The 25,904-nt window shown below is 38.9% G+C and carries 23 protein-coding genes; 15 read left to right on the forward strand and 8 right to left on the reverse strand.

Annotation, left to right across the window (positions count from 1 at the left end):
* Positions 1-226 precede the first annotated feature (226 nt).
* Positions 227-1,414, reverse strand: coding sequence for a glycine C-acetyltransferase (gene kbl, locus BUA96_RS01785; RefSeq protein WP_072979718.1), 1,188 nt, complete (start codon positions 1,412-1,414; stop codon positions 227-229).
* Between the two features lie 10 nt (positions 1,415-1,424).
* Entirely contained in the window at positions 1,425-2,387 is a 963-nt protein-coding gene (locus BUA96_RS01790; RefSeq protein ID WP_072979720.1) for an NAD-dependent epimerase/dehydratase family protein, read from the reverse strand.
* Positions 2,388-2,553: 166 nt separating this feature from the next.
* Between BUA96_RS01790 and BUA96_RS01795 the strand changes: the two genes are divergently transcribed.
* Entirely contained in the window at positions 2,554-3,018 is a 465-nt protein-coding gene (locus BUA96_RS01795; RefSeq protein WP_072979722.1) for an Lrp/AsnC family transcriptional regulator, read from the forward strand.
* On the opposite strand, the gene BUA96_RS01800 is transcribed toward BUA96_RS01795, so the two are convergent.
* Positions 3,011-3,931 carry a metallophosphoesterase family protein gene (locus tag BUA96_RS01800; RefSeq protein ID WP_084673019.1) on the reverse strand — a complete coding sequence of 307 codons (921 nt, stop codon included), beginning with the start codon at positions 3,929-3,931 and terminating at the stop codon, positions 3,011-3,013. The two genes, BUA96_RS01795 and BUA96_RS01800, sit on opposite strands and share 8 nt — an antisense overlap.
* Before the next feature lie 171 nt (positions 3,932-4,102).
* Between BUA96_RS01800 and BUA96_RS01805 the strand changes: the two genes are divergently transcribed.
* Positions 4,103-5,059, forward strand: coding sequence for an alpha/beta fold hydrolase (locus tag BUA96_RS01805; protein ID WP_072979724.1), 957 nt, complete (start codon positions 4,103-4,105; stop codon positions 5,057-5,059).
* Entirely contained in the window at positions 5,060-5,659 is a 600-nt protein-coding gene (locus BUA96_RS01810; protein ID WP_072979726.1) for an RDD family protein, read from the forward strand.
* Between the two features lie 35 nt (positions 5,660-5,694).
* On the opposite strand, the gene BUA96_RS01815 is transcribed toward BUA96_RS01810, so the two are convergent.
* Positions 5,695-7,884, reverse strand: a complete 2,190-nt coding sequence (locus BUA96_RS01815; RefSeq protein ID WP_072979728.1) for a transferrin receptor-like dimerization domain-containing protein — start codon at positions 7,882-7,884, stop codon at positions 5,695-5,697.
* A gap of 223 nt (positions 7,885-8,107) precedes the next feature.
* Between BUA96_RS01815 and BUA96_RS01820 the strand changes: the two genes are divergently transcribed.
* Positions 8,108-8,551, forward strand: a complete 444-nt coding sequence (locus tag BUA96_RS01820) for a hypothetical protein (RefSeq protein WP_072979730.1) — start codon at positions 8,108-8,110, stop codon at positions 8,549-8,551.
* A gap of 132 nt (positions 8,552-8,683) precedes the next feature.
* Here BUA96_RS01820 and glyA read toward each other — a convergent pair whose 3' ends face one another.
* Positions 8,684-9,958: a serine hydroxymethyltransferase gene (gene glyA / locus BUA96_RS01825; protein WP_072979732.1), complete on the reverse strand. Its 1,275-nt coding sequence runs from the start codon at positions 9,956-9,958 to the stop codon at positions 8,684-8,686.
* A 109-nt stretch (positions 9,959-10,067) separates the two neighbouring features.
* Here glyA and fahA point away from each other — a divergent pair, with 109 nt between their 5' ends.
* The 3 genes from fahA (at position 10,068) to BUA96_RS01840 (ending at position 13,197) form a co-directional block, all read left to right on the forward strand.
* Positions 10,068-11,360, forward strand: a complete 1,293-nt coding sequence (gene fahA / locus BUA96_RS01830) for a fumarylacetoacetase (RefSeq protein ID WP_072979734.1) — start codon at positions 10,068-10,070, stop codon at positions 11,358-11,360.
* 249 nt (positions 11,361-11,609) lie between these two features.
* The gene (pnuC, locus tag BUA96_RS01835) at positions 11,610-12,215 is read left to right on the forward strand and encodes a nicotinamide riboside transporter PnuC (RefSeq protein ID WP_072979736.1); all 606 of its coding nucleotides are present in this window, start codon (positions 11,610-11,612) and stop codon (positions 12,213-12,215) included.
* Positions 12,193-13,197 carry an acyl-CoA dehydrogenase family protein gene (locus BUA96_RS01840; RefSeq protein WP_072979738.1) on the forward strand — a complete coding sequence of 335 codons (1,005 nt, stop codon included), beginning with the start codon at positions 12,193-12,195 and terminating at the stop codon, positions 13,195-13,197. The genes pnuC and BUA96_RS01840 overlap by 23 nt, the downstream gene beginning before the upstream one ends.
* 78 nt (positions 13,198-13,275) lie before the next feature.
* Here BUA96_RS01840 and BUA96_RS01845 read toward each other — a convergent pair whose 3' ends face one another.
* Complete coding sequence (locus BUA96_RS01845; protein ID WP_072979740.1) at positions 13,276-14,283, reverse strand: 3-oxoacyl-ACP synthase III family protein; 1,008 nt, start codon at positions 14,281-14,283, stop codon at positions 13,276-13,278.
* 232 nt (positions 14,284-14,515) lie between these two features.
* Here BUA96_RS01845 and BUA96_RS01850 point away from each other — a divergent pair, with 232 nt between their 5' ends.
* Positions 14,516-16,966, forward strand: a complete 2,451-nt coding sequence (locus BUA96_RS01850; protein WP_072979742.1) for a S9 family peptidase — start codon at positions 14,516-14,518, stop codon at positions 16,964-16,966.
* A gap of 253 nt (positions 16,967-17,219) precedes the next feature.
* Positions 17,220-18,197 (forward strand): acyl-ACP desaturase, encoded by a 978-nt coding sequence (locus tag BUA96_RS01855; protein ID WP_072979744.1) that lies wholly within the window; start codon positions 17,220-17,222, stop codon positions 18,195-18,197.
* Between the two features lie 78 nt (positions 18,198-18,275).
* On the opposite strand, the gene BUA96_RS01860 is transcribed toward BUA96_RS01855, so the two are convergent.
* Entirely contained in the window at positions 18,276-19,271 is a 996-nt protein-coding gene (locus tag BUA96_RS01860) for an NADP-dependent oxidoreductase (protein ID WP_072979746.1), read from the reverse strand.
* 312 nt (positions 19,272-19,583) lie between these two features.
* The gene (locus BUA96_RS01865) at positions 19,584-20,321 is read right to left on the reverse strand and encodes a hypothetical protein (protein WP_072979748.1); all 738 of its coding nucleotides are present in this window, start codon (positions 20,319-20,321) and stop codon (positions 19,584-19,586) included.
* 619 nt (positions 20,322-20,940) lie between these two features.
* Between BUA96_RS01865 and BUA96_RS01870 the strand changes: the two genes are divergently transcribed.
* The 6 genes from BUA96_RS01870 to BUA96_RS01895 all read left to right on the forward strand — a co-directional run bounded on the left by BUA96_RS01870 (position 20,941) and on the right by BUA96_RS01895 (position 25,846).
* A complete protein-coding gene (locus tag BUA96_RS01870) occupies positions 20,941-21,756 on the forward strand; it encodes a hypothetical protein (RefSeq protein WP_072979750.1) in 816 nt (271 codons plus the stop codon).
* Between the two features lie 145 nt (positions 21,757-21,901).
* A complete protein-coding gene (locus tag BUA96_RS01875) occupies positions 21,902-22,798 on the forward strand; it encodes a DUF5677 domain-containing protein (RefSeq protein ID WP_072979752.1) in 897 nt (298 codons plus the stop codon).
* Positions 22,799-23,274: 476 nt separating this feature from the next.
* The gene (locus BUA96_RS01880; RefSeq protein WP_072979754.1) at positions 23,275-24,180 is read left to right on the forward strand and encodes an alpha/beta hydrolase; all 906 of its coding nucleotides are present in this window, start codon (positions 23,275-23,277) and stop codon (positions 24,178-24,180) included.
* 9 nt (positions 24,181-24,189) lie between these two features.
* Entirely contained in the window at positions 24,190-24,549 is a 360-nt protein-coding gene (locus BUA96_RS01885) for a hypothetical protein (protein WP_072979756.1), read from the forward strand.
* Positions 24,518-25,447 carry a helix-turn-helix domain-containing protein gene (locus BUA96_RS01890; protein ID WP_394365237.1) on the forward strand — a complete coding sequence of 310 codons (930 nt, stop codon included), beginning with the start codon at positions 24,518-24,520 and terminating at the stop codon, positions 25,445-25,447. The genes BUA96_RS01885 and BUA96_RS01890 overlap by 32 nt, the downstream gene beginning before the upstream one ends.
* Before the next feature lie 204 nt (positions 25,448-25,651).
* On the forward strand, positions 25,652-25,846 hold the full coding sequence (locus tag BUA96_RS01895; RefSeq protein WP_072979760.1) for a hypothetical protein: 195 nt from the start codon (positions 25,652-25,654) through the stop codon (positions 25,844-25,846).
* Positions 25,847-25,904: the final 58 nt, after the last annotated feature.

Genomic DNA, 25,904 nt, shown 5'->3' on the forward strand with positions numbered 1-25,904 from the left:
CTTACTGATGTTGGGCATTATTTAAAACTATTAATTTAAGAATTTTTAGTTCACAATACATTAGAATTCAATAAAGTAACCTATAATTTAACACATTCACTTAGGCACGCTGCTCAATGCAAATCATTTATTTCATAAATAACCTACTGAATATAAATACATTACGCTTAAAAATAAAAAAACCTCACTTCAAAAGTGAGGCTTTCTAAATTCTCTTTATTTTCAATTATATCACATTCAGTGCTTTACCTACCTTAGTAAATGCCGCTACCGCTTTGGTAATATGCTCGTCCTCGTGACCTGCGGAAAGTTGTACACGAATGCGGGCTTTCTCTTTAGGTACCACTGGATAGAAAAAGGCAATGACATAAATTCCTTCATCTAATAACCGAGCGGCAAATTCCTGAGCTAATTTTGCATCGTACAACATTATAGGTACGATAGGATGCTCTCCCGGAATGATATCAAAACCGGCATCAGTCATTTCTTTTCTAAAACGCTTCGCGTTGTTTTGCACCTTTCTGATCAAGTCACCAGACTCACTCAACATATCGATCGCTTTGATCGAAGCTCCAGCAATCGCCGGCGCTAGTGTGTTAGAAAATAAATAAGGTCTCGATTTTTGACGCAGCATATCTACGATCTCTTTGCGAGCTGCGGTAAAACCGCCCGAGGCTCCGCCAAGGGCTTTACCATAAGTACCGGTAATGATGTCTACACGACCCATTACTTTATTGTACTCATGAGTTCCTTTACCGCTCTCACCAATGAATCCTGTGGCATGGCAATCGTCTACCATCACCATTGCGTCATATTTCTCTGCCAGATCACAAATTTTATCCAGCTGTGCGATGGTGCCGTCCATTGAGAATACCCCATCAGTTACAATTAGTTTTCTACGCGCTCCTGAAGCTTTTTTCAATTCTTCTTCAAGCGCTTCCATATCATTATTCATATAACGGTGACGCGCTGCTTTACACAAACGTATTCCGTCTATGATACTCGCATGATTCAATTCGTCTGAAATGATCGCATCCTCGCTAGTCAAAATGGGTTCAAAAACACCACCATTGGCATCAAATGCTGCAGCGTAAAGAATACAATCTTCCATCCCTAAAAATTCGGCAGTTTTTCGCTCTAATTCTTTATGGATGTCCTGAGTACCACAAATAAAACGCACAGAAGAAAGTCCAAAACCGTGACTTTTGATCGCAGAAATTCCGGCGTCTATTATGTCTGGATGTGCCGAAAGTCCTAAGTAATTATTAGCACAAAAATTAAGTACTTCGCTTCCTTTTTGCGTGTTAATCTCAGCACGTTGCGGGGTAGTAATAATGCGCTCTTCTTTGTAAAGACCGGCTTCTTTTATCTCTTCTAATTCTTGTTGTATACTTTCTCTTACAGATGTAAACATGGTTTTATTTTTAGGCGAAAACGCTCAGGTTTCTATTTTTTTTTAATTCAAGACGGTATATCATTTCTTCGGTCAAACGTTTAAGATCAAAGCTTGGCTCCCATCCCCACTCGTCTCTTGCACATGCGTCGTCTAACGAAATTGGCCAACTTTCTGCAATCTGTTGACGCGAATCTGGCTGATAACTGATCTCAAAATCAGGGAAAGTTTTCTTGATCTCAGCAGCAATAATTTCAGGTGAAAAACTCACGCCTTGAATATTATATCCTACGGTTTTAATATCTCGTTTTGAGGCTTCCATCATTCTTATGGTTGCATCAATGGCATCGTCCATATACAACATAGGAAGCTGTGTGTCAGGCTTAAGATAACAAACAAACTCCTCATTATTAATGGCTTTATGAAAAATATCTACCGCGTAATCTGTGGTACCGCCGCCGGGTAAAGACTGATAGCTAATCAAACCGGGGTAACGCAAGCAACGTACATCCATACCGTATTTTGTGTTATAATACCGTGCCCAATGCTCTCCCGCAACTTTGCTTATTCCATAAACTGTGGTTGGGTTCAAAGCAAAATCTTGAGCCACATTTTCTTGTCTCGCATCAGGTCCAAATACTGCGATAGAACTTGGAAAAAAGACTTTCTGCACATCATTTAAACGCGCAGCTTCTAACACATTAAAAAAGGTCGAATTATTTAAATCCCAGGTTCTAAGGGGTTGCTGTTCTCCTTTGGCTGAAAGTACCGCAGCTAAATGATAGATCTGCGTAACTCTGTATTTGCGCACCACCTCATCAATCGCTTCTAAATTGGTTGCATCAAGCTCTAAAGTTTCGCAATCAAAATCATCACGAACTTTAAGATCTGAAGCGATAACCGCATCGCTGCCGTATTTATAAATTAAAGCTTCGGTTAAGGCGGTTCCTAACTGACCAAAAGCTCCTGTAATCAATAGTTTATGTGTGCTCATAGCTATTTATATTTTCAATATAAAATTAATAAACTACAAGGCACAACCTTTTAATTATCTGTTAAACCTAAAAAACTAAGTGTTTTTAACTTTAAAATAGTATTTTAGAAGTTGTTTATACTTCTAAGCAAATTATAGCACATACTACACAGTAAATTTTTCTGCGATGACCGAAAGACTTGACGATACCGATTTAAAGATTTTAAGAATCCTTCAGGAGAATGCAAAAATGACCACAAAAGAAATTGCAGATCAGCTACATCTAACCGCTTCTCCGGTTTATGAGCGCATTAAGCGATTAGAGCAAAAAGGCTATATAAAAAACTATGTCGCACTGCTCGACAAGAAAAAATTAAACCGCCCGGTTACGGCGATCTGCATGGTGTCTTTACGGTATCACAATGAAGGCTTTATTGAAACTTTTGAGCTTCAGATTAAAGAATTGGTCGAGGTTCAAGAGTGCTATCATATGGCAGGAAAAGTTGACTTTTTCCTTAAAATTCATTTGGAAAGCCTTGAAGAATATCACGAATTTGTGCGCACCAAGCTTTCAAAAATTCAGAATATTGGGGTTTTAGAAAGCTACTTTGTGCTGAAAGAAATTTACAACACCACGACCATTGCTATTTAAGCCGGGTTTCATAGTCTGACGCACGCTTGAAACCTTCTATTTTTAATTGAGCTTCGTCGAGTTCTACGATACTAAAGCTATTATTCTCGAGTCCTTCGTAGTCAACCATCCCTAACTGTGTGATGTAATGAATACCCTTGATGGTTTTAAATTCTTCTTTGTGCACGTGCCCGTGAAAGCACGCGATCACTTTTTGAGAAGCTTCCATAAGTTCTTGCACCTCTTGATGATTGGTAACGTGAAATTTTGAACCCTCCTTGTAAAATGGGTATAGCGGATGATGACAGAACACCAAGACCGGTTTTTGCGCTTGGGTCAATGTATTTTTAAACCATGCTAGCTCTTCCAGCGGAATATGAGCATCTTCCCAGTTAGCACCTTCAGCATAAAAATGGTCTTTCCCGGCTGCATCATAATTTGCATCTAGCACAATACAAGTAAACGCTGAAGTTTCAAATGAATAGTAACTTCTCGCCAGCTCCTGCCCTGCATTCATTATATTTCTCAAAAATTCAGCTTTGCGAATGCTGTCTACATCGTGATTGCCTAAGGCGTGATAAGCGTCTCCTTCAAAGCGTTGAAAAACTGCCTCAACCTCTTGCAAGTACTTCAAAGTTTCCAGCGGATTTGCTTCAACTCCTTGATCTTTAAAATCCCCCAAATGAATTAAAAAGTCTAAGTCGGCCTCATTTAAAGCTTCGATTGCTTCATTCATTTTTGGCAATGCATCGCGGTAAAAACGTGTTCCGGCAGGATCCCGATCTGCATAGTGTGAATCTGTAATAATCCCAAAACGTAAAGGTTTCGCTATCTTCTTAGCGCTCCACAATACATTGGGCATTGTGAGAATTGTGGTTCCGCTGAGGGCAAAAAGTTTAAGAGAATTGCGACGGGTTATGCTGACTTGTTTCATAGATCACAAAATTAAACTTAATACAAGAGATCAAAACTGTTTCGATGTAGTTTAAAGATTTATTAAAGAGTTGAGCGGCGCTGGTAGATTTAGTATTCTTATGTATTATTTAAAGAAAAATTTACTGCTTTGAAAAAAATAACGCTTGCACTCCTTTGTTGTTTCAGTATTATGCTTTGTAAAGCTCAGGAAGATCAGTTGCAACTCATAGATCTTCAGCTAGCCAATTATGAATATCCTTATGAAGTTGCTACTATTCAAATAGAGGCTCAAAATCAAACGCTCGAGATGGCTTTTATGGATGTTAAACCGAAGAACTACAACGGTAAAAACATTATGCTCTTACACGGTAAAAACTTTAACGGTGCTTATTGGCAGACCGCAATCGCTGCGTTAACCGCCGAAGGATTTCGTGTCATCATTCCTGACCAAATAGGCTTCGGAAAATCTTCTAAGCCAGATCATTTTCACTACACCTTTCAACAGTTGGCCATAAATACTAAAGCGGTTTTAGACAGTATAGGTGTTGAAAAAACTGCGGTTTTAGGACACTCTATGGGCGGAATGCTCGCCACCCGATTTGCTTTAATGTTTCCTGAAACTACTGAAAAACTGATTCTAGAAAACCCAATTGGACTTGAAGATTGGAAATTGAAAGTGCCATATAAACCTGTTACTTGGTGGTATGAAAACGAACTCAAGAAAGATTATGAATCAATCAAAAAATACCAATTAGAAAGCTACTATGATGGTAATTGGGATCCTGCATATGATGAATGGGTAAACCTTCTGGCAGGTTGGACGCTCAATTCTGATTATGAAACCATCGCTTGGAATGCCGCCCTTACCTACGATATGATTTTTACTCAGCCAGTAGTTTATGAATTTAAAAATATACAGTCCCCTACGCTGCTCATAATTGGTACTCGAGATCGTACCGCTTTAGGCAAGCCGTTAGTTAGCGAGGAAGTTCGTGCGACTATGGGGCTTTACGATCAGTTAGGGAAAGCAACACAGGAGAAAATTCCAAATAGCGAATTGGTTGAAATTCCTAATACAGGGCATCTTCCGCACATTGAGCGTTTTGAAAAATTTATTGCACCTTTGGTGTCCTTTTTAAGCAAGTAAATGAGTTCAGACAAAGCCCCGCAAATCAATCTTAAACAAAGTTCTGATGAAGACCTCGTCAGAATTGTAACGGTTCAGGTTCATAAGTACGAACCGCATACCGTACAAGCAGCCGAAGCGGAAATCTCCCGACGTGGCATTGACAAAATGCGTATGGCGCATCTGGTTAAAAAAGTGGCTCAGGATAATACCGCTGTTCAGGAAATACAAGATTATATGAGTACTACCTGGACGCGTTTTGTGAATTTTCTAATTGATTTTATCGTATTTCTACTGCTCGTACTCATTGGCAGCTTATCTCTAGATTCTGTTTTTGTTACTTCAAACAGTGACTTCTTACTCGCCGTAGGCTACGGAATGGTACTCTTGATTTTTTTATTATATCACGGCCTCACCGAATATTTCTTCCAAAAAACTGTGGGGAAATATATTACCAAAACCATTGTGGTCACCAAGGATGGTGAAAAGCCGGATGCCGGTACAATTGCATTACGCACGCTGTGCAGGTTGATTCCATTTGATCGTTTGTCTTTTTTGATCACCAAAAACGGTTTTCACGATCGCTTTTCAAATACTCAGGTAGTAAAAGACCCCAGCTAGTTGCTGAGGCCTTTCATTAGGATATTTAGATTTTCCTATCCCATTTTTACGATCTCATCTAACTTACCTTTAAAAGCGGTCAAAGTCTTCGCTAGTTTTTCAATTTGTTCTTGAGCTTCTTCAAAATTCTTTTGTTCGATCGCTTCGCGCACGCCGGGTAGGGTTTTTACACCATAGCCGGTATAAAATCCCGGAGCATAGATTTGATGTTTAAACCAAGGACGTCTGGGTAATCCGCTTTCGCTCAATAAGGCTTTTTCAAGATCTTTCAATTTGGCATTTACCATCTTTTGCTTCGATGCACTTAAACTGGTGAAATCAGTTTTTGAAAAATCATGAACACTTGATTTTACCGAAGCCAAAGCGTTTTGCAAAGGAGAAAAATCTAGATACGGAATATCTTTTTCAGCTTCTGGAGCTTTCAAATTATCTTTAGGATCTGCCGCAATAACGTAAGCATTTTCAGCGACTAATTGTTGCTGTTTTTCGGCCTGCTTACGCATCGCTTCGGCTGTTTCGGTAACCTCATCCATATATTCTGAAACAGTTTTGTACCACGCATTCATTTCAAAAGGAAGAATGTCAGCGTTTGCCATACGCAACGTAATGTGCCCCGCGGTTTTAGCTAAAGTGATTCCGTAGTGAAATCCGGGATCTTTAAAACGTGTATAATGACTATAGGTATCAAAGATCGTATGATACTCCCCTCCAGAACTTTCACCGCCAAAGCCCAGATTAAGAGAAGGGATTCCCGTATGCTGAATGAATGGCGTATAATCTGATCCCGAGCCCAAAGCTGAAAGTCTAAAATCAGTATCACGATTAGCAACTTTTGCAGCTGCAGCGCGACGCTCTACAAGTGAAACGCCGGTTTGTGGATCTTCTATGCTACCGGCAATTTCCTTAACCATAGTTTCTAAGGTATGCGAACCACCCACTCCTAAAAATCCGCGACCGTTTCCGTCAGTATTGATATAGACTACCGCTTTATCTTTAAGTACTTCCTGATGATCTTCAACCCACTCCGTAGAGCCTATCAAACCGGGTTCTTCAGCATCCCAAGCACAATACACAATGGTACGCTTTGGTTGTTGACCCGCCTTAGCCAATTCTCCCACTGCACGGGCTTCTTCCATCAAAGCGACCATCCCACTTACAGGATCTGAAGCACCGTGAACCCAGGCATCGTGATGATTACCTCGCATCACCCACTCCTCCGGATAAACAGCACCTTTAAGTTTTGCAATGACGTTATACGCCGGTTTTAACTGCCAGTCGAATTCTAGTTTTAAATGCACTTTGGCAGGACCGGGACCTATGTGATACGTAATTGGTAAACCTCCGCGCCAAGCAGAAGGTGCTACAGGTCCGTTTAAAGCCTCAAGAAAAGGTTGTGCATCTGCATAAGAAATAGGTAAAACCGGGATTTTAGTAATGGTAGGCGCCTCTTTACGATCTAAACGCTTAGCATTTTTTGTAGCTCCGTAACCTGGGGTTAACACATCGCCGGGATATAAAGGCATATCCATCACGCTTCCGCGTTGTACGCCGGTTTCAGGCTTAAATGCACCTTCAGGATACACATCGCCTTGTACATAACCATCATCTGCAGGATCAGAATAAATGATACAACCTATCGCTCCCTTTTCGGCGGCCAGCTTCGGTTTAATCCCGCGCCACGAACCGTAATACTTAGCGATCACAATTTTGCCTTTCACATCTATTCCTAATTTCTCTAGTTCTTCATAATCCTTTGGCACACCATAATTCACAAAAACCAATTCTGCAGTCACGTCGCCATCAGTTGAAAAGGCATTGTAGCTGGGTAATAAGGCTTCTCCTTGTTGCGTATATTTATCTTCGGCAATAGGTTCTGGTGTCAAAGCGGCTTTAAAAGCAGTAGGTGCCATAAGTTCTAAAAGCCGAAGTTTAGGATACGGGAATAACACCTGATATTCATCGATCTCCACATCGTAGCCCCAGGATTCAAATTGTTTTTTCATCCATTCGGCATTCTTTTTACCATACTCCGTACCTACATAATGCGGTTCTGCTGCCATAAACTGCATCCACTCATCTAGATTTTCTTTTTGAAGCTTAGCATCAAACTGAGTCTCTAAAGCCAACTGATCTTGTGTGCTTTTAGTGGTAAATCCCTGAATAGTTTGCGCTAGCGCTATTTGCGACCACACACAAAGCAATAACAAAACGTACTGTTTTTTCATAAATAATGTTTGTATTAGTTTAGACTTCAGCCATTAAGTTATGAAATAAGTAGCGCCAAATAACATCATAGCTTTATACAAGAATTACTTTTATCAATTCGGAAATTATTGGAGTGATAATTGTTTAAATTGACAATAAAATAAATTGTTGCAACCCAAAAAATAGCGAGCGTGGTAAACAGATTTAGACTAATTTCGCCCGCCTTAAAAACAGAAACGCTACATGCAAAAGAAAGTACTTATACAAGAATTACGCTTGCGCTTAACCGCCAAATTTGATCAGCTACAAGAGACCAAAGCGGGTCTTATCGAATCGCGTGATAGTGATACTAAAAGCAGTGCCGGAGATAAATATGAAACCGGCGTTGAAATGATTCAGCAGGAATTAGAGCGTACGCAAGGACAGCTTGATCAGGTTGAAAAGCAGAAAGAATTTTTAAACCGAATCAGCCTCACTCCGAATGCCGTAGTGGGTGAAGGAAGTCTCGTGCTTACTGATAAAGCAAGCTATCTAATAGGAATTCCGTACGGCGAACTTAAATTAGAAACCGGCAATGTGTATTGCATTTCGAGTGCTTCTCCTATTGGTGAATTGCTCACCGGAACACAAAAAGACGAGGTGATCACTTTTAGAGAACAAAAGATAACCGTTAAAGAAATTCTTTAGGCAAACTACCTCAGGACAGTTTTTGAATTCATTGCGAAAGAAGCCTCAAAGTAGCATACCATAGGCTACGCCAATAAAAAAATCCCGAAGCAGAACTTCGGGATTTTTTTTTATGCTTGTGCAAGCAGCTTTTTAGTGTTTAAAAAGCGGTCTGTGCCCCATCATTTCATTTACTTGGCCGGCGATTTCTTCAAGCTTCTCATCATCCTGATAGTTTACAATCGCTGCGTCAATAAGTTCAACTACCTTTTTCATATCGTCTTCTACCAATCCGCGTGTGGTTACCGCAGCAACTCCAATACGCATTCCTGAAGTTACAAATGGCGAACGCGTATCAAACGGCACCATATTTTTATTAACGGTAATATCTGCTTTGCCTAAAGCTTCTTCAGCATCTTTACCGGAAATATCTTTATTTCTAAGGTCGATCAACATCATATGATTATCAGTTCCTCCGGAAATTATATCGTAACCTTTAGCTACAAATTCTGCAGCCATCACAGCAGCATTTTTCTTAACCTGAACCATATAATGTAAGAAATCATCAGTAAGCGCCTCACCAAAAGCAATTGCTTTTGCAGCGATGATGTGCTCTAATGGTCCGCCTTGATTACCTGGGAAGATTCCACTGTCTAATAAAGAAGACATCATTCTCAGATTACCATTCTTCAATTTAATCCCGAATGGATTCTCAAAATCTTTCCCCATCAAGATCAAACCTCCACGAGGTCCTCTTAAGGTTTTGTGGGTAGTGGTGGTAACAATATGACAATGTGGTACAGGATCACCAATAATTCCTTTGGCAATAAGACCTGCAGGATGCGCCATATCACATAACAAGATCGCTCCTACTTTATCTGCGATCTCTCGAAAACGCTTATAATCAATCTCACGGCTATACGCAGAAGCTCCTGCGATGATCATTTTAGGTTGCTCCTTTACTGCAAGTTCTTCTATCTTATCGTAGTTCAATAATCCGGTTTCTTGGTCTACCCCATAAAAAACAGGATTATATAAGCGACCAGAAAAGTTTACCGGCGAACCGTGGGTCAAGTGACCTCCGTGTGCTAGATCAAAACCTAAAAAGGTTTCGCCAGGCTTCATACAAGCGTGAAATACTGCTGTATTTGCTTGTGATCCTGAATGTGGTTGTACGTTTGCATATTCGGCCCCAAAGAGTTCCTTAGCGCGGTCAATAGCGATTTGTTCTACCACATCTACTACTTCACAACCTCCATAGTAGCGCTTTCCGGGATACCCTTCGGCGTATTTATTAGTAAGCACAGAGCCCGCCGCTTCCATCACTTGTTCGCTGACGAAGTTCTCTGATGCAATTAACTCTAAACCATTAAGTTGACGTTGTTTTTCTTCCTGAATAAGATCAAAGATTTCAGTATCCCGTTGCATGCTTTATAAAGTTTGTTAAATTAGGTGCAAAAGTAGTCATTAGAATTGGTTGGTACTATTTTAATTCTATATTTGAAATGAGCATTTACTAACATTTTATCAAGAATTTATGCCTTCCAAAGCAAACGACCCTAAACGTAAAACCTGGTTAGAGACCCCTACGCATACTGATTTTCCTATTCAAAATATTCCTTTTGGCGTATTTCTTACCCGTGATGATATCATTACCATTGGTACCCGAATTGGAGATTATGCAATTGACTTAGGTGCGCTGCATCAACTGGGCTACTTTGAAGGAATCCCGCTTACTGATGATATCTTCCTACAAGATACCTTGAACGATTTTATTGCTGACGGTCGCAAAACTTGGCGTGCCGTGCGCAATCGCATCTCTCATATTTTTGAGGAAAGCAATGCTGATTTACGCGATAATGAAGAACACCGGGATATCGTAATTTTTGAATTGAATGAAGTAGAAATGCAACTTCCTGTTCAGATTGGTGATTATACTGATTTTTACAGCAGTAAAGAACACGCTACCAATGTGGGTAAAATCTTTCGAGGTGGAGAAAATGCGTTAATGCCTAACTGGATGCATATGCCGGTTGCCTATCACGGAAGAAGCAGCTCGATCATTCCTTCTGGGATACCAGTGCACAGACCGCAGGGGCAAAAGCTCCCTAACGGAGCGACTAAACCTATATTTGGTCCGTCGCGTCAGTTGGATTTTGAATTGGAGATGGCATTCATCACTACTGATGCTAATGAGTTAGGCCAACCCATTCCAGCAGATCAGGCTGAAGAATACATCTTTGGGATGGTCTTATTTAATGACTGGAGTGCGCGCGATATTCAGCGTTGGGAATATGTGCCTCTTGGGCCCTTTTTAGGAAAAAACTTTGCTTCGTCTGTTTCTCCTTGGATCGTAACTCTTGACGCTTTAGAACCCTTTAGAACTACAAGTCCGAAGCCCGAAGAAGAACTGCTTCCTTATTTGAATTATTCAGGAAAAAAGACTTTTGATATCAATCTTCAAGTGAGTATCAAGCCGGAAGACAAAGCGGAAACCATCGTAAGTAAATCAAATTTCAAATATCTTTATTGGAATATGAGTCAGCAATTGGCGCATCATACTATCAATGGTTGTCCCGTAAATAGTGGAGATATGATGGGCAGTGGTACCATTTCTGGACCTACTCCTGATTCTTACGGCTCAATGCTTGAACTCAGCTGGAAAGGTTCAAAACCGGTAAAACTTACCGAAGGCGGCGACCGAAAATATATTGAAGATAATGATACCGTGATCGTGCGTGGGCACTGTGAGAAAGCCGGTGCAGCCCGCATAGGGTTTGGAGAAGTAACCACAAAGATCCTACCCGTGTTTAAACACAAGAAAAAATAAAACCAAAACATACTTATTTAAAAACGCGCTAAATCCTTAAATATTTAGCGCGTTTTTAAATTGTAGACACGTACCTTTACACCACAAAATGGGGTGCTTGCTCTAATGATGCAGGCTGAGATGATACCCAGAGGCTTTACCTTGCACCTGATCCGGTTAGTACCGGCGTAGGGATTTTAAACGACACCACGCGTGTGCTTCTGCCTATAGGGCTCATCTCCTCATTCAACACATTTTTAACTGATCACAATGGAGGAGTTTTTTATGAATTTTGTTTGGCTGCAATGGATTGGGACCGCCTTTGGCGTTACTCAAGTCTTGCTCGCTCGCAAAAACAACGTCAACAACTATATTTTTGGAATCATAGGTATTCTCATCGGTATTTGGGTACTCTATCACTCAAAGCTTTATGCAGATATTTTACTGCATCTCTATTATCTGGTGATGAGTATTTATGGATATTTGTATTGGAAATTTGGCAAAGAAAAGCAAGAAGCGCCAATCGCCTATTCTAAACGTGATGAACACCTAAAAGCCGGCGGTATTGTCTTGGGCTGTTTTGTGTTGATGAGCTACTGGCTCACACAACATACAGACTCAGATGTGCCGTATCTGGATGCCGTAGTTAGCGCCTTTGCTTGGGCAGGAATGTGGTTGATGGCTAAACGTAAGATCGAGAATTGGGTGTACCTCAACATCAGCAATATCATTTCGATCCCATTATTGATCTACAAAGAATTGTACATCTACGCCGGTCTCACGGTATTTCTCTTTATCGTTGGTACTTCGGGCTATTTAAAATGGCGTAAACTCATCAAACAAAATCACTCGCATGCAGCATTGGCACGATCTTAAAACCTGTAACGGTCATCAAAAAGTTTTTGACGCGGATACGCTAAAAGCTATCGCAGCTGCAAAACTTTGGAATATTTGGGTACCGAAAACACACGGCGGTCTAGAATTAGATCTTACCGAAGGTTTACGCACACTCCAACAGCTTGCCAGCATTGATGGAAGCTTAGGTTGGACGGTTACGCTGTGTAGCGGTGCTAATTATTTTATAGGAAATCTACAACCGGAAACAGCAGCAGAACTTTTCAATCCTAATGAAGTTACTATTTTGGGAGGAAGCGGGGGACTCTTTGGCTTCGCCGAAAAAAAAGGAGATGCTTACCTCCTCAACGGAACTTGGAAATATGCCACCGGAGCACCTTACCTTACGCACTTCACTTTAAATGCAAAGATCATTGAAGACGGAATAGAATTAACAGATGACGATGGCGCTCCCGTTTTCAGATCTTTTGTTATTCCGTGCGAAGCGGTGCACATCATAGACGATTGGCATACGATGGGTTTACAGGCGACGGCAACACAATCTTTTGTGGTAACGGATTATCTGGTGCACCAGGATTATAGTTTTATCTACAATCGATTTTATCTGCCTCAAGATATTTTTAAGATCAACTTCAGGGTTTTTGCAGATCTTACACTTTGGATAAATTATATTGGGATGGTGCAACATTACTTGGCGGAAGCCTCAAAACTTCTAGACGAAAAAACACTAGAAGATCCGCATAAAACCACTACCGAAGCAGAAGATTTACTTTATAAATATGCAAATGAAGTCGAAGCGGCAACGGCTGACAATGCTTCGTTTTCAGATGTTCAAATCGAAGCATTACATACGGCAGCGGCAGCTTCGGTTAAATGGCTATCTAAAATACTGATGGAATTGCACCCGCTTTTGGGAATTAAAGCGGCACGAGTGGAGCATCCGCTCAATCAGATTTTCAGGGATTATTTTACGGCAACGCAGCACCATATCTTTACACGATAAAACGAATTGTACAGCATAAAAAAAAGGAACCGACGTGGTTCCTTTTTAATTAATATATTTAAAATGATCGTTAGGTCATTACCATTTTATTATAGCGCTTGCCCAGGTAAATCCGCTACCAAAGGCAGCCAAGACTACCGTATCGCCTTCTTTGATCTTACCTTCCTCCCAAGCTTCGGTTAACGCAATAGGTATAGACGCCGCAGTGGTATTTCCATATTTCTGAATATTGTTAAATACCTGATTGTCCTTCAGCTTGAATTGTTTTTGCACAAACTGCGAAATACGCAAATTAGCCTGATGCGGAATCAACATATCAATATCTTCTGCTGTGAGTTTGTTTTGCTGTAAACCTTCGTTGATCACTTCTGCAAAACGCACCACAGCATTTTTAAATACAAACTGTCCGTTCATATACGGATAATAGGGTATATCCTCTTGCGGATCTTTCTCGATCAACTCAGGCACCCACTCCATAGTACTAGGTCCTTTAAGTGAAAGCTCTAGCGCGTGCGCTCCCTCACTATGCAAATGCGTAGATAAAATACCTTTGTTATTATCTTCTTCTCGAGTGAGCACAGCAGCTCCTGCCCCATCACCAAAGATCACCGAAACACTACGCCCGCGCGTGGTCATATCTAAACCACCACTATGATTTTCAGAGCCTATCACGAGAATGTTTTTATACATTCCGGTTTTGATAAATTGGTCTGCTGTAGAAAGCGCATAAACAAAACCACTACATTGGTTACGAACGTCGAGCGCCGGTACCGTACGCATCTCAAGCATTTCTTGTACCTGCACCCCACAGCCCGGAAAATAATAATCTGGACTAAGCGTCGCAAAAACGATCATATCAATATCTTGAGCTGTCATCTTTGCTCGCTCTAATGCGATTTTTGCAGCTTTCACACCCATTACCGCAGTCGTGTTGCCGTCCCCTTCTTTTATATGACGACGTTCTTTAATACCGGTACGCTCCTGAATCCATGCATCGTTAGTATCCATCATCTTTGAAAGGTCTTCATTGGTGACCACATTTTCGGGAACATAAGCGCCCATTCCGGCAATTCGAGAATTATACATAGTTTATTAAAATCTAGTTGAAATAAGAATCTGTAAAATTACAGAGGTTATATGGGTGGTAATATAGTATTTCTTCAATTTGTAGCGTGTTAGTGAGTTCCTATTTAGCTATGCACGCATAGCAATAGCGTGGCATTAAGAATATTTTTTAAGTATTTTTAAAACAGTTAAAAAGCCACTTTTTGTCTAACACCTAGACGCTAAGCCATTTAAATCAACAAACACAAAAACTATGAAAAAACTTAACCTGCTGAGCTTGTTTTTACTGCTTACTGCTTCGGTAGTCGCACAGGTAAATCTGGATTACCAAAAACCACCTCAGGAAATTCTAGATCTTGTAGATGTACCGCGTGCGCCGTGGGTATTGATGAATACTGAAGGTGACACGATGCTCTTAATGTATCGCGACAGCTATAAAACCATCGCCGAACTTTCTGAAGAAGAGCTACGCCTTGGCGGACTGCGTATCAATCCTAAAACGAATATAGGTAGCCGTACTACTTTTTACAACGACATCAAGATCAAAGGCATTGAGGAAACCGAAGCCGGCACCATCAGCGGACTTCCTGAAGACGCTAAACTCAGTAATTTTAACTGGTCTCCAGACGAAAGTAAAATGGCGTTTACTAATACCATTGAAGACGGAGTACAAGTTTGGGTTCTTGATCTGGAAACAGCAACTGCAAAGCGCGTAACCGAAGCTTTTGTGAATGCTAATATGGGGAATCCTATTAGCTGGTTTAAAGATGGGGAGAGCCTGCTGGTTAATATGCTTCCGGCGACGCGTAAAGAGCTTGTGAACACCGCAGAGGCAGTCCCAACCGGACCAACGATCTCTACAAGTGACGGTTCTAAAGCGCAAAACCGCACCTATCAGGATCTTCTTCAAAATCCTAACGATGTATTCAACTTTGAGCAACTGGCGACTTCTGCTCTCGTAAAAGTAAACCTAGATGGAACTTCGACCTTATGGAAAGACGCAGCGATGTATAGCGATGTTTCGTTCTCGCCTGATGGCAACTACATTATGACAAGTACCATCCACAAGCCCTTCTCGTACATCGTTCCTTATTATCGTTTTCCCGAAACCGTAACGGTTTATCAGCAAGATGGTACTGAGGTAAAAGTGGTTAATGAAACCCCACTTCTTGAAGAATTACCGCAAGGGTTTATGGCTACACAAACCGGTAAAAGACGCATTTCTTGGCGTGCCGATCAACCGGCAACTTTATATTGGGTAGAAGCCTTAGACCAAGGAGATCCTGAGGTTGAAGTCGAATTCAGAGATCAGGTTTTTATGCAAAAAGCACCCTTTAGCGCGGCTCCGCAAAAAGTGATCAAAACGATCAACCGATACAGCGGAATCTTATGGGGGGATGCCAATACAGCTATTGCTTACGATCGCTGGTGGAATACCCGAAACACTAAAACCTATGTTTTTAATCCTTCGGATGGAAGCAATATGGGCGAAGTCATTTCTGACCGAAGCTATCAAGATGTGTATAGTGACCCCGGTAATTTTGTAACCCACGATAACGAATATGGACGTTCGGTACTGACTTTAGTAAACGGTAGTGCCTATTTAATGGGAGACGGATTCAGCGATAAAGGCCAGTTTCCGTTCATTGATAAAATGAATTTAAAAACACAAGAAACTGAGCGTATTTATGAGTCTGAATACACCGATAAGTTAGAAAGTCTTCAAAAAGCTTTAGATATTGAAGCCGGTAAAATCTTGGTGCGCATAGAAGCGCCAACAGAATATCCTAACTATTACATCAGAGATCTTAACGACAACTCGTTAGATCAAATCACGCGTTTTGAAAATCCGTTTAAGAGTATTCAAGATGTGCATAAAGAAGTGATCACCTATAAGCGAGAAGATGGACTTGAACTTTCTGGAACTTTATACCTTCCGGTAGGTTATGATATGAACAAAAAAGAAAAGAAACCTATGTTGCTTTGGGCTTATCCTCGCGAGTATAAAGACAAAAGCAGTGCAGCCCAAACAACCACAAACCCTAACGAATTCACCTATCCTTATTATGGTTCTATGGTGTACTGGGTAACCAGAGGTTATGTGGTGCTTGATGATGCGGCATTCCCAATCGTAGGAGAAGGCGATGAAGAACCTAATGATACCTTCAGAAGTCAGCTAGTTGCTAATGCCAAAGCTGCAATTGACGCTGTAGATGACTTAGGATATATTGACCGTGATCGCGTAGCAGTAGGTGGCCACAGCTACGGAGCTTTTATGACGGCCAACTTGTTAAGCCACTCCAACTTATTTGCCGCCGGAATCGCCCGAAGCGGTGCGTATAACCGTACGCTAACGCCGTTTGGCTTTCAGTCTGAAGAGCGTAATTATTGGGAAGCTCCAGAGATTTATTATGAAATGAGTCCGTTTATGCACGCTGACAAGATGAAAACTCCGCTCTTACTCATTCACGGAGTTGCAGATAATAACAGTGGTACATATCCGCTTCAAAGCGAGCGCTACTTCAATGCACTAAAAGGTTTAGGCGCCACGGCACGATTAGTGATGCTACCTAAAGAAAGTCACGGTTATGCTGCCAAAGAATCTATCTTACATATGCTTTGGGAACAAGACCAGTGGCTTGAAAAGTATGTGAAGAATCGTGACGTACAAGAGATCAAAAAACAAAAAGAAGTAAAACAATAAGTTTTATACTTTTTAGTTTCGGCTTAAAGTCTCAGCAAGTTTTTGAATGCTTGCTGAGACTTTTTTGTTAATTGCTAGAGATTTCAAACTGAACATCAAACCTCTATACTTAAGCTGTATTCAAAACTATGCGTGCATAACAAGTGTCTATCACAAATAGGGTGCATACCGTTTAAAACAGCTACCTTTACGCCTATGCGAGTAACAGACAAGCTCGCACCCCTAAACATGTTTTAATTTTTGAACACACACGATGAATTTAAATAATATACGTCTTGAAGTGATGCAAACCATAGGAAAGTCTATGGACGAGCTCATTGGTAAATATTTGAAGTCGGTTGAAGAAAACTGGCAACCTACCGATATGCTTCCAGACGCGACAAATCCTGAATTTATAGAAGATGTAAGAGAGATTCAAGAGCTCTGCCGCGAGATGGATTATGATCTGTTTACCGTTTTAGTAGGTGATACGATTACAGAGGAAGCTTTACCTACGTACGAGTCTTGGTTAATGAGCGTACAAGGCGTAGATCAAGTAAACGGCAATGGGTGGTCTAAATGGGTGCGCGCCTGGACTGCAGAAGAAAACCGTCACGGTGATCTGCTTAATAAATATCTATACCTGTCAGGACGCGTAAATATGCGCGAGATGGAAGTTAGTACGCAGTACCTCATTAGCGATGGTTTTGATATTGGTACCGGTATGGATCCTTATAAAAACTTTGTATACACCAGTTTTCAGGAATTGGCAACTAACGTATCGCACCGCCGTGTAGCATCGTTTTCGCGTAAAGCGGGCAACAAACAGCTGGCTAAAATTTGTAATACGATCGCGAAGGATGAAGCAAGGCACGCTTCGGCATATATGGATTTTGTACGCCGAATTTTTGAACTGGATCCTAGTGAAATGATGATGGCCTTTGAAGCCATGATGAAAAATAAGATCGTAATGCCGGCGATGTTCTTACGCGAGAGCGGTCAGCAAATTGGCGAACTGTGGGAGCATTTTTCTGATGCTGCACAGCGTTCTATGGTGTACACCACTCAGGACTACATCACGATCTTAAAATCTTTAATTGCAGATTGGAATATCAATGATATAAAAGGACTTAACGACAAAGGAGAGCGCGCTCGCGATTATCTGATGAAGCTACCAGACCGTCTAGAACGTATTTCTCAACGTATTGTAGTGCCTAAACGTGATCATACATTTAAATGGATCGCCACCTAGTTCTTTACTTTTATTTTATAAAAAATCCCCGATAAGAAACTTATCGGGGATTTTTTATACGATTTGGTAAGTATAAAATCAGATTTTAATAATCATTTTACCTTTGTTCTTTCCATCAAAAAGATCTAGAAATGCTTGAGGAATATTTTCAAAACCTTCTACAATTGTTTCTGTATACACTAGCTTTTCCTGTTTTAGCCATTCTGCTAATTGAGCGATAGCTTCTTCAAATTTTGAAGCATAATTAGATACAATAAACCCTTGCATTAGCGCACTATTTTTTATTAAAAAAGGTTGAACACTTAAGCTTTTAGGAATAGTGGTCTCATTATAAACTGCGATCGCACCACAGTTGATGATGCGTGCATATTTATTAATGTGATATAAAACAGCATCTGAAATCTCTCCTCCTACGTTATCAAAATAAATATCAACTCCTTCAGGGCAGTGTTCTTTTATTGCAGCAGTTAGATCATCTGTTGTTTTGTAATTAATACCTGCATCAAAATTAAAATTTTGTTTAAGCATATTAATTTTTTCGTCACTTCCTGCAATCCCCACAACCCTCAGGCCTAAAAGTTTACCTATTTGGCCTACTATACTTCCAACAGCTCCGGCTGCTCCTGAAACTAGAAGGGTTTCGTTTTCTTTTGGTTTTCCTATTTCGGTAAGACCAGTATATGCAGTAAGGCCGGTCATTCCTAAAATTCCCAAATAAGCAGACAAAGGCGCCTTCGACGCATCTACTTTATGTAAATCTTCAGTTGTTATAACTTGTAAGGTTTTCCAAGGCATTACTTTAGAAACATAATCCCCTGCTTTATAATCTGGATGTTTTGATTCAATAACCTCTGCGATAATACCAGATGTTAAAGGTTTTCCAACTTCAAATGGTGGGACATATGATTTCGTATCGTTCATACGTCCTCTCAAGTACGGATCTACCGATACATACTTTGATTTCACAAGTAATTCTCCCTCTTGAGGGTCTCCAACAGATTGTTCTTCAAATTTAAAGTTTCCTAGATTAGGAGTTCCTTCAGGTCGATTATTCAATAAAATTGTTTGTCCCATATTTTTTTCTTTAAAATTACAAGACGGCAAACAGTTAAAATGTGAAATATTCTTTTTAATACTTATTTAACTATCTATTGAAGAATAAAAATTAGGTAAGTCGTAGCTCCATCTTTTAGCGATAGTACTTTACAAGACGACCTCGTTTTATCGATTATTTAAAAGACAATACAAGTTTAAAATCTGAGTTCATCGCCAACATTATAAGATATTTGCCTTTGAAAGATATGAGCTTTGCTATCAGACGTTTTAAAAACAACATAACTTTAAAAAGAGACTACAATACCAAAATTATTACAAAGGGGCTTGGTATTAATCACAGCGTATTTTCCATGCTTTGGCGTGTGGTAAATTTTTACTCGGAATATGAAACCTAAAACTGCTGTAGGCTGCAATGGAATCTTTGAGCAGCGTCAAAATCTCTTCCTTTAGATAACCAATTTTCTGAAGCATTGCACCGGTAAGTGCGCGGGTGCGCGCATTATAATTCAAAGCAAGTTTAGCAATAGTCTTATGCTCCGGGCTGCTCAGCGCTGTAAGCCGCTTGGTCATATGATAACACAATTCTTCTGGTGTTGCGTTGTTAGTGCTATGTACCGCCCGCAAAACATCAAGAATTTGAAAATAAGGAATGTGCGCTGCAATAATGGGATTATTTTGTTTTACAAAACATATTTTGAACGCACCTCGTTTTATGGGATTACGCTTTTCTGCCAGCCCCACTTCTAATTGTGTAGCTTTAACAGCATCAAAATCAAAGTTTGCAAATACCGAAGCACCTGTGAGATAACCCACTTGTTGTTCGCCATCATAAAGCAAATCCTTTACCACCTCATAGGGTTTCAAAAGCTGCTCCCCTTCTGCAAGAATTTCGGGTTTATAGAATTTATCTTTAGCCAATTTGTTTATCGTTCCGCGTTTTGCAAGGGTATTCAAAAAGTGCTCAACATAATTTTCGTTTTCTGTAAATTCCTTAAAATCGTTATGAGTAAATACGTAGCCTTCTGGTAATTCTTCAATCTGTTCTTCGAGATGCGCAATCGTTTTCATGAAATTCTTATTTGATTGATCTACATGTAAAAGACCGGCAAATAGATCAAGTGTTACGGTAGATACGGCGCTTCAACTCATTTTAACGTTAACGCGCGATCTACACGTAGGGTTTATTTATGTTGGACATAAAAAAACGAGGAACGTTTAATCAAGCATACCGTTAAAATTGTGTTCTTGCATCGCACACCATATAAATCTTAAGATTGAAGTCTAGAAGTTCTTTAAGCCAATTCTAAAGCCGAATTTTAAAAATGCATAGGCTCGCAGGGTTTGGCAGGCTTATGCATTGATGTGCATATAGCAGCAGGATCTTTCGGAAAAATAAGGGGTTTCCTTCGGTATTCGTTCGGTATTGATTCGGTACTGCATCGGGTTATAAAGGATTAAAAAACAGCGGAGCTGGTACAGAATATTACACCTGTTTTTAAAAAATACACATTTTACCGAAGGAAGTACGAAGCAAACTGCCAGGAGATCAATGTAGGTAATACGCGACTGCGTGTTATTTAGGCATTTAATGACACCACTTAAAAGTATGGATATCCCCTAAATTCTAAGGGGATATGTATATATTTAGTGATGGTATAACGAGTTACCTGCAAGCTGAAAAAACAGAATGAAGAAAACAATCCTACTTATTTTATTGACAATCTCAATTACTTCTTGTAAAAGTCAAGAGGAAATTGATTTTAAAGTTGGTTACTTACCAAATTACAATTACACGTTGACCCAAAAACAGATTTCAGAAAACAATGTAAAATATATTGCATCAGACGAAATACTTCAAAATTTAAAAAACAACGGAATTGAAAATCCTACTTTAACTAAAGACACAAGTCTTTTAAAAAGTGTTTCTAAAACAGGAAAACTCAAAGGAAACGAATTTCCGATTAACATAGAATTGTTAGAATCCAACAATCCATCTTTAACAAGTGGAACCAAATTTTTCGGAAAATCAATTGACGGAAAGACTAGAATTGACTCTATTTATTCTTCGACAATGACAGAAGAAAAAAAGAGAACATTACTTCCTGCAATGGAATCGATGATGAATCAAATCAAATATCCTAATAGAAAAATTAAAGTTGGAGAAAGTTTTGAGCAGAAAAACCCAATGTCAATGCCTATTGCAGACGTTACAATAGAAATGGAAATTAATTCAATTTACACTTTGAGAAAAGTAGAAAACGGAATTGGATATTTTGACCTTGACCAAGTCTACACTATAAAATCTGCAACTAAAGATTACGAAATGGAATTGAACGGAATTGGTAAAGGACAAATTGATTATGACATTGAAAAACAATTCTTCACTAAATTCTATTTGGAAATGGAAATGAATTTAAAAACGGAATTAGAAGTATTTAGTATTGAATTACAAACGAAAAGTATAACAGACCAAACAACGGAAATAATAAAAGCCAGCAGGTAACAATGGCTATAAGTAATTGCTTGTTCTCGCCTACTTCTGAAAATCCTTGCGGATTTTCAGTTTGGTGTGTACTTGCAAAGTTAAGTGCTAAAACCACGCAACTACTCATAGCCGAGACCGTTAGCCACAAAACTGAAAAAAAACTTTGGAAATTGATTTAAAAACTTTTGTAGGACTAAAAGAACTTTATCTCATCGATTCAGTTCCAGCTACTTTTGAGAGTTTAGAACTTATTACAAAAGCTTCTACTGAATTAATCCAATCAATTTACGATTCTAAACCTGAACTTGGAGAAGGCGAAGTTTTTATAGAAACACTTTCAATAAAAATTTTACTTGCAACAAAAAGTATTATTGAACTTGGAAATGGGACAAAAGTATCTGCTCTTACAAAAGAAAGTAATGTAAAGCTATTAGATTTTGCTTCAATAAACATTCTTACACGCTCAATAATTGAGGCATTTCTTACAATGGAATATCTTTTCTACAACAACCTCGAATTGAACGAAAGAAATTTTAGATTTTATATTTGGCAAATATCAGGTTATAAAGCAAGACAAATTTTTTTCGAGAAAAGAAAAGGACTCAAAGAAAATGTGACCGAAAAACTGAAAACGGAACTTTCAGAGATTGAACGTTTATTGTCTATTATTGAGAAATCACCTTATTATGCTGACTTAAATAGGCAAAATTTATGGAAACTCGATAAATTTGGACTTCCAAGACTCGTAAGTTGGCAAAAACTAATTGAACAGAGTATATTAAAAACATCATTGTTTGAAACATCATATAAACTCTATTCAAATTATGCTCATTCGGAGTTTATTTCTCTAATTCAAATGAATGGAGCAAATACTCTAAACAAAGGTTCAAAAGAAAACGACCAATCAATTTTAAATTCTTTGCGAGTTGTAAAAATGATTAATTGTATTTCAATGGTTTGCTTAAAGAATAAATTTGATTTTGCTTCCAAAGTATTTGAAAAGTATGACGAGGAGACAAAAACGACAATACTATTTTGGAATGAATTTGGAACGGGATAAAAAAGTACAGTGGCTAACATTGCTAACCGTTGCACAAGAATGTAAAACGCAATATTATAAACATAAATAAGCCGCTTTAAGCGGTTTTTCTTTTTTTGATCATCTGGATTTAGACCAAATTCAGAACTCTTAAAACGGATTTATCGCTGTTTGTTAGTCTATTTTTCAGAGAAAAAAATGAAGCGAGCATTCCTGCTCCGCTTTTCGCTCGTTTTTGGGTGAACTTAAGGTGCTTTTTGAGTTTAAAGACTCCATTTGAATTATATCACCCCAAAAGTGCTAAACTCCTCAAATGCTGTTTTCGTATGATATCGTACTCTATTCAATTACCTTTAAAACTTAAGCAGGTAGTTTTGAAGGCTCATTGCCATAAGCACTAATATTGCCCCGTTTTGGAAACAACTAACCTTGATTTGGTGACTTTTACTTTTTAAAGAAATACAAATTTTGCATTGTGAACGTAAAAGATTAGAACAATGCGAAAAGTAAAATTTAAAAATAGAAATTGGGACACAGCTGCCAATCTTCATTTGCCTGACAACTTTAACGAAACACTAAAATACACAGCAATTGTTTGTGTTCATCCAGGAAGTAGTGTAAAAGAACAAACCGCAGGTTTATATGCACAGCAACTTGCTCAACAAGGATTTATTGCGCTAGCTTATGATGCTTCTTTTCAGGGAGAAAGCGGCGGAGAACCAAGATATTTGGAAGATCCTGCAGCTCGTGTGGAAGACATCTGCTATGCTGTAGATTATCTTACAACATTGAATTTTATTGATGAAAACCGTATTGGTTTGTTAGGAATTTGTGCCGGAGGTGGTTATGCATCAAACGCTGCAATGAAAGAAAGGCGAATAAAAGCCGTTGCGACAGTTGTAGGAACGAATGCAAGTAGAGCATTCAGAGAAGCAAATTTTTTAGAAACACTGAAAACGGTTTCAATCCAACGAACCACAGAAGCTAAAGGAGCAGAACCAATGATTACGCAGTGGACACCCAATTCTGACGAAGAAGCCAAACAAATGGGAATGGACGAATTTGATATGTTGGAAGCTATCGACTATTACAGAACTTCGAGAGGTAACTATCCTACATCAAACAATAAATTGCTTTTTACAAGCATGTCCAATCTTATTATGTTTGACGCTTTTCATTTTGCAGAGTTTTTGCTCACACAACCTTTGCTGGTAATCGTTGGGGATAAAGTGGGAGCGTTTGGCTCGTATAGAGATGGTTTCGAATTATACAACAAAGCCGCTTCAAAGAATAAAAATATTCACGTTGTAAAAGGTGCAAGTCATTACGACTTATATGACCAACCCAAGGCAACAAAAGAAGCGCTGGACAATTTAGTTCCATTTTTTCAAGAAAATCTTTAGCATAAATCAATGGCTACTTTGCTTAAGCTAATAGGAGTCCTGGTGATTATTTTGGGGTGTGTGCTAACATATAAACCAAACTTACTTAGTCACACCCCTTTACCTGAAAACAACTATCACTTGATTGAAATGAGGGTTAGATGGGGATTCTTGATTGGGTTGGGTATTTTTATTTTTGCTTTCAATCATTGGAACTCTTGGAAAGTAATAATTTCTGCTTTTTTATTTTTCTTAACCATAGGGATTGTTATAGCTCGCGCATTTGGGATCATTATGGATGTTTTTTTTATAAAACAAATTTTATGGCTAAGCATTGAATTTGTTATTTTAATTGTTTTTGGAATTTTATATAAATATGCGCACAATTAGCTCCTTATCTGAGTTTCATCGTTTATTATCCATTCCACCACCGTTACATCCTCTGGTAAGTGTGGCTATGGTTTCTGAAATACACGCAACAGATTCTGAAGTATGGAAAAAATTCTCTACCGATTTTTATACCATATCACTAAAAAATAATATTCAGTCCAAAATAAAATACGGACAGCAGTATTACGACTTTGATAAGGGCACAATGATTTTTACCGCACCGAAACAAATACAATTTGTTGAAGTAAATAAAACCAATACGTTTAATGAAACAGATGGGACTGGCTACGTGCTGATGTTTCACGCTGATTATTTGAAAAAGCATCCATTGCAAACTACGATTAAAAATTATGGTTTCTTTTCTTATGCTGTAAACGAAGCCTTGCATCTTTCAGAACAAGAAGAAAAAAATATCGTTGAGCTATTTCAGAAAATAGAAAAAGAATATCAGCACATTGATAAGCATACTCAAGACATTATTTTGTCACAAATGGATTTGCTATTGAACTATTGTAACCGTTTTTATGAACGTCAATTCATTACCAGAAAAGCCGTAAATAATGATTTGCTTTCTAAAATAGAACAATTACTCAATGCCTATTTTAATGATGCTGAACAACAGAGAAATGGCTTAATAACAGTTGAATATTTGGCAAATAAGCTCAACATTTCAGCAAATTATTTAAGCGATATGTTGCGTTCACTTACAGGGCAAAATGCACAACAACACATTCACAATAAAATCATTGAAGTAGCTAAAGAAAAACTTTTATCCACCAATTTATCTGTAAGTGAAATTGCTTATGAATTGGGTTTTGAGCAACCTCAATCGCTCAATCGACTTTTTAAAAATAAAACCAAAATATCACCCCTGAAGTATAGAAAATCATTTAATTAAATTTATACTTCTTGACTTTTTTGGCAGGCACAATAGAAAGCTGATAGCCACATATCGCTAGTACCGCTAACCGTTGCATAAGACTGTAAAACGTAATATTACGAACACAATTAAGCCTCCTAAAACTTCTACGCTAGCGGATGTTTTTACGCAACGAAACCAATACCAAACAGGTTAAGCAACATTTGACAAAAATATCTCGTAATGACAATAAACTATAACGAAGCTGATGAGTCAATAGAAATAACAGACGGAATAAAGAAAAAATCAGTTTTCGGAAGAAGAAGATTCTCAATTCAATTAAAAGATGGAAAAAGCAGAGAACTAAATGAAATAAAAACGCAATCAGAATTTAATGAATTAAAAAAGGTGTTTTCTGCAATTGGAATTGCCAACTGAACTTAAAAACGTTGCGCAGCAAAGGTTGTTAGCAATAGCACGTTTTCGCCTATTCCAA

This window comes from Leeuwenhoekiella palythoae (genome assembly GCF_900130045.1).
Taxonomy (GTDB): domain Bacteria; phylum Bacteroidota; class Bacteroidia; order Flavobacteriales; family Flavobacteriaceae; genus Leeuwenhoekiella; species Leeuwenhoekiella palythoae.

Excerpts from the sequence above, each read along its gene's own strand:
- BUA96_RS01895 (WP_072979760.1), top strand. The coding sequence starts at position 25,652 with ATGACAATAAACTATAACGAAGCTGATGAGTCAATAGAAATAACAGAC.
- BUA96_RS01885 (WP_072979756.1), top strand. The coding sequence starts at position 24,190 with ATGGCTACTTTGCTTAAGCTAATAGGAGTCCTGGTGATTATTTTGGGG.
- BUA96_RS01810 (WP_072979726.1), top strand. The coding sequence starts at position 5,060 with ATGAGTTCAGACAAAGCCCCGCAAATCAATCTTAAACAAAGTTCTGAT.
- BUA96_RS01845 (WP_072979740.1), bottom strand. The coding sequence starts at position 14,283 with ATGTATAATTCTCGAATTGCCGGAATGGGCGCTTATGTTCCCGAAAAT.
- BUA96_RS01855 (WP_072979744.1), top strand. The coding sequence starts at position 17,220 with ATGAATTTAAATAATATACGTCTTGAAGTGATGCAAACCATAGGAAAG.
- BUA96_RS01790 (WP_072979720.1), bottom strand. The coding sequence starts at position 2,387 with ATGAGCACACATAAACTATTGATTACAGGAGCTTTTGGTCAGTTAGGA.
- BUA96_RS01860 (WP_072979746.1), bottom strand. The coding sequence starts at position 19,271 with ATGGGACAAACAATTTTATTGAATAATCGACCTGAAGGAACTCCTAAT.
- BUA96_RS01795 (WP_072979722.1), top strand. The coding sequence starts at position 2,554 with ATGACCGAAAGACTTGACGATACCGATTTAAAGATTTTAAGAATCCTT.
- BUA96_RS01880 (WP_072979754.1), top strand. The coding sequence starts at position 23,275 with ATGCGAAAAGTAAAATTTAAAAATAGAAATTGGGACACAGCTGCCAAT.
- BUA96_RS01820 (WP_072979730.1), top strand. The coding sequence starts at position 8,108 with ATGCAAAAGAAAGTACTTATACAAGAATTACGCTTGCGCTTAACCGCC.
- BUA96_RS01800 (WP_084673019.1), bottom strand. The coding sequence starts at position 3,931 with ATGAAACAAGTCAGCATAACCCGTCGCAATTCTCTTAAACTTTTTGCC.
- BUA96_RS01870 (WP_072979750.1), top strand. The coding sequence starts at position 20,941 with ATGAAGAAAACAATCCTACTTATTTTATTGACAATCTCAATTACTTCT.
- BUA96_RS01865 (WP_072979748.1), bottom strand. The coding sequence starts at position 20,321 with ATGAAAACGATTGCGCATCTCGAAGAACAGATTGAAGAATTACCAGAA.
- glyA (WP_072979732.1), bottom strand. The coding sequence starts at position 9,958 with ATGCAACGGGATACTGAAATCTTTGATCTTATTCAGGAAGAAAAACAA.
- BUA96_RS01815 (WP_072979728.1), bottom strand. The coding sequence starts at position 7,884 with ATGAAAAAACAGTACGTTTTGTTATTGCTTTGTGTGTGGTCGCAAATA.
- BUA96_RS01805 (WP_072979724.1), top strand. The coding sequence starts at position 4,103 with ATGCTTTGTAAAGCTCAGGAAGATCAGTTGCAACTCATAGATCTTCAG.
- pnuC (WP_072979736.1), top strand. The coding sequence starts at position 11,610 with ATGGAGGAGTTTTTTATGAATTTTGTTTGGCTGCAATGGATTGGGACC.
- BUA96_RS01840 (WP_072979738.1), top strand. The coding sequence starts at position 12,193 with ATGCAGCATTGGCACGATCTTAAAACCTGTAACGGTCATCAAAAAGTT.
- BUA96_RS01850 (WP_072979742.1), top strand. The coding sequence starts at position 14,516 with ATGAAAAAACTTAACCTGCTGAGCTTGTTTTTACTGCTTACTGCTTCG.
- fahA (WP_072979734.1), top strand. The coding sequence starts at position 10,068 with ATGCCTTCCAAAGCAAACGACCCTAAACGTAAAACCTGGTTAGAGACC.
- kbl (WP_072979718.1), bottom strand. The coding sequence starts at position 1,414 with ATGTTTACATCTGTAAGAGAAAGTATACAACAAGAATTAGAAGAGATA.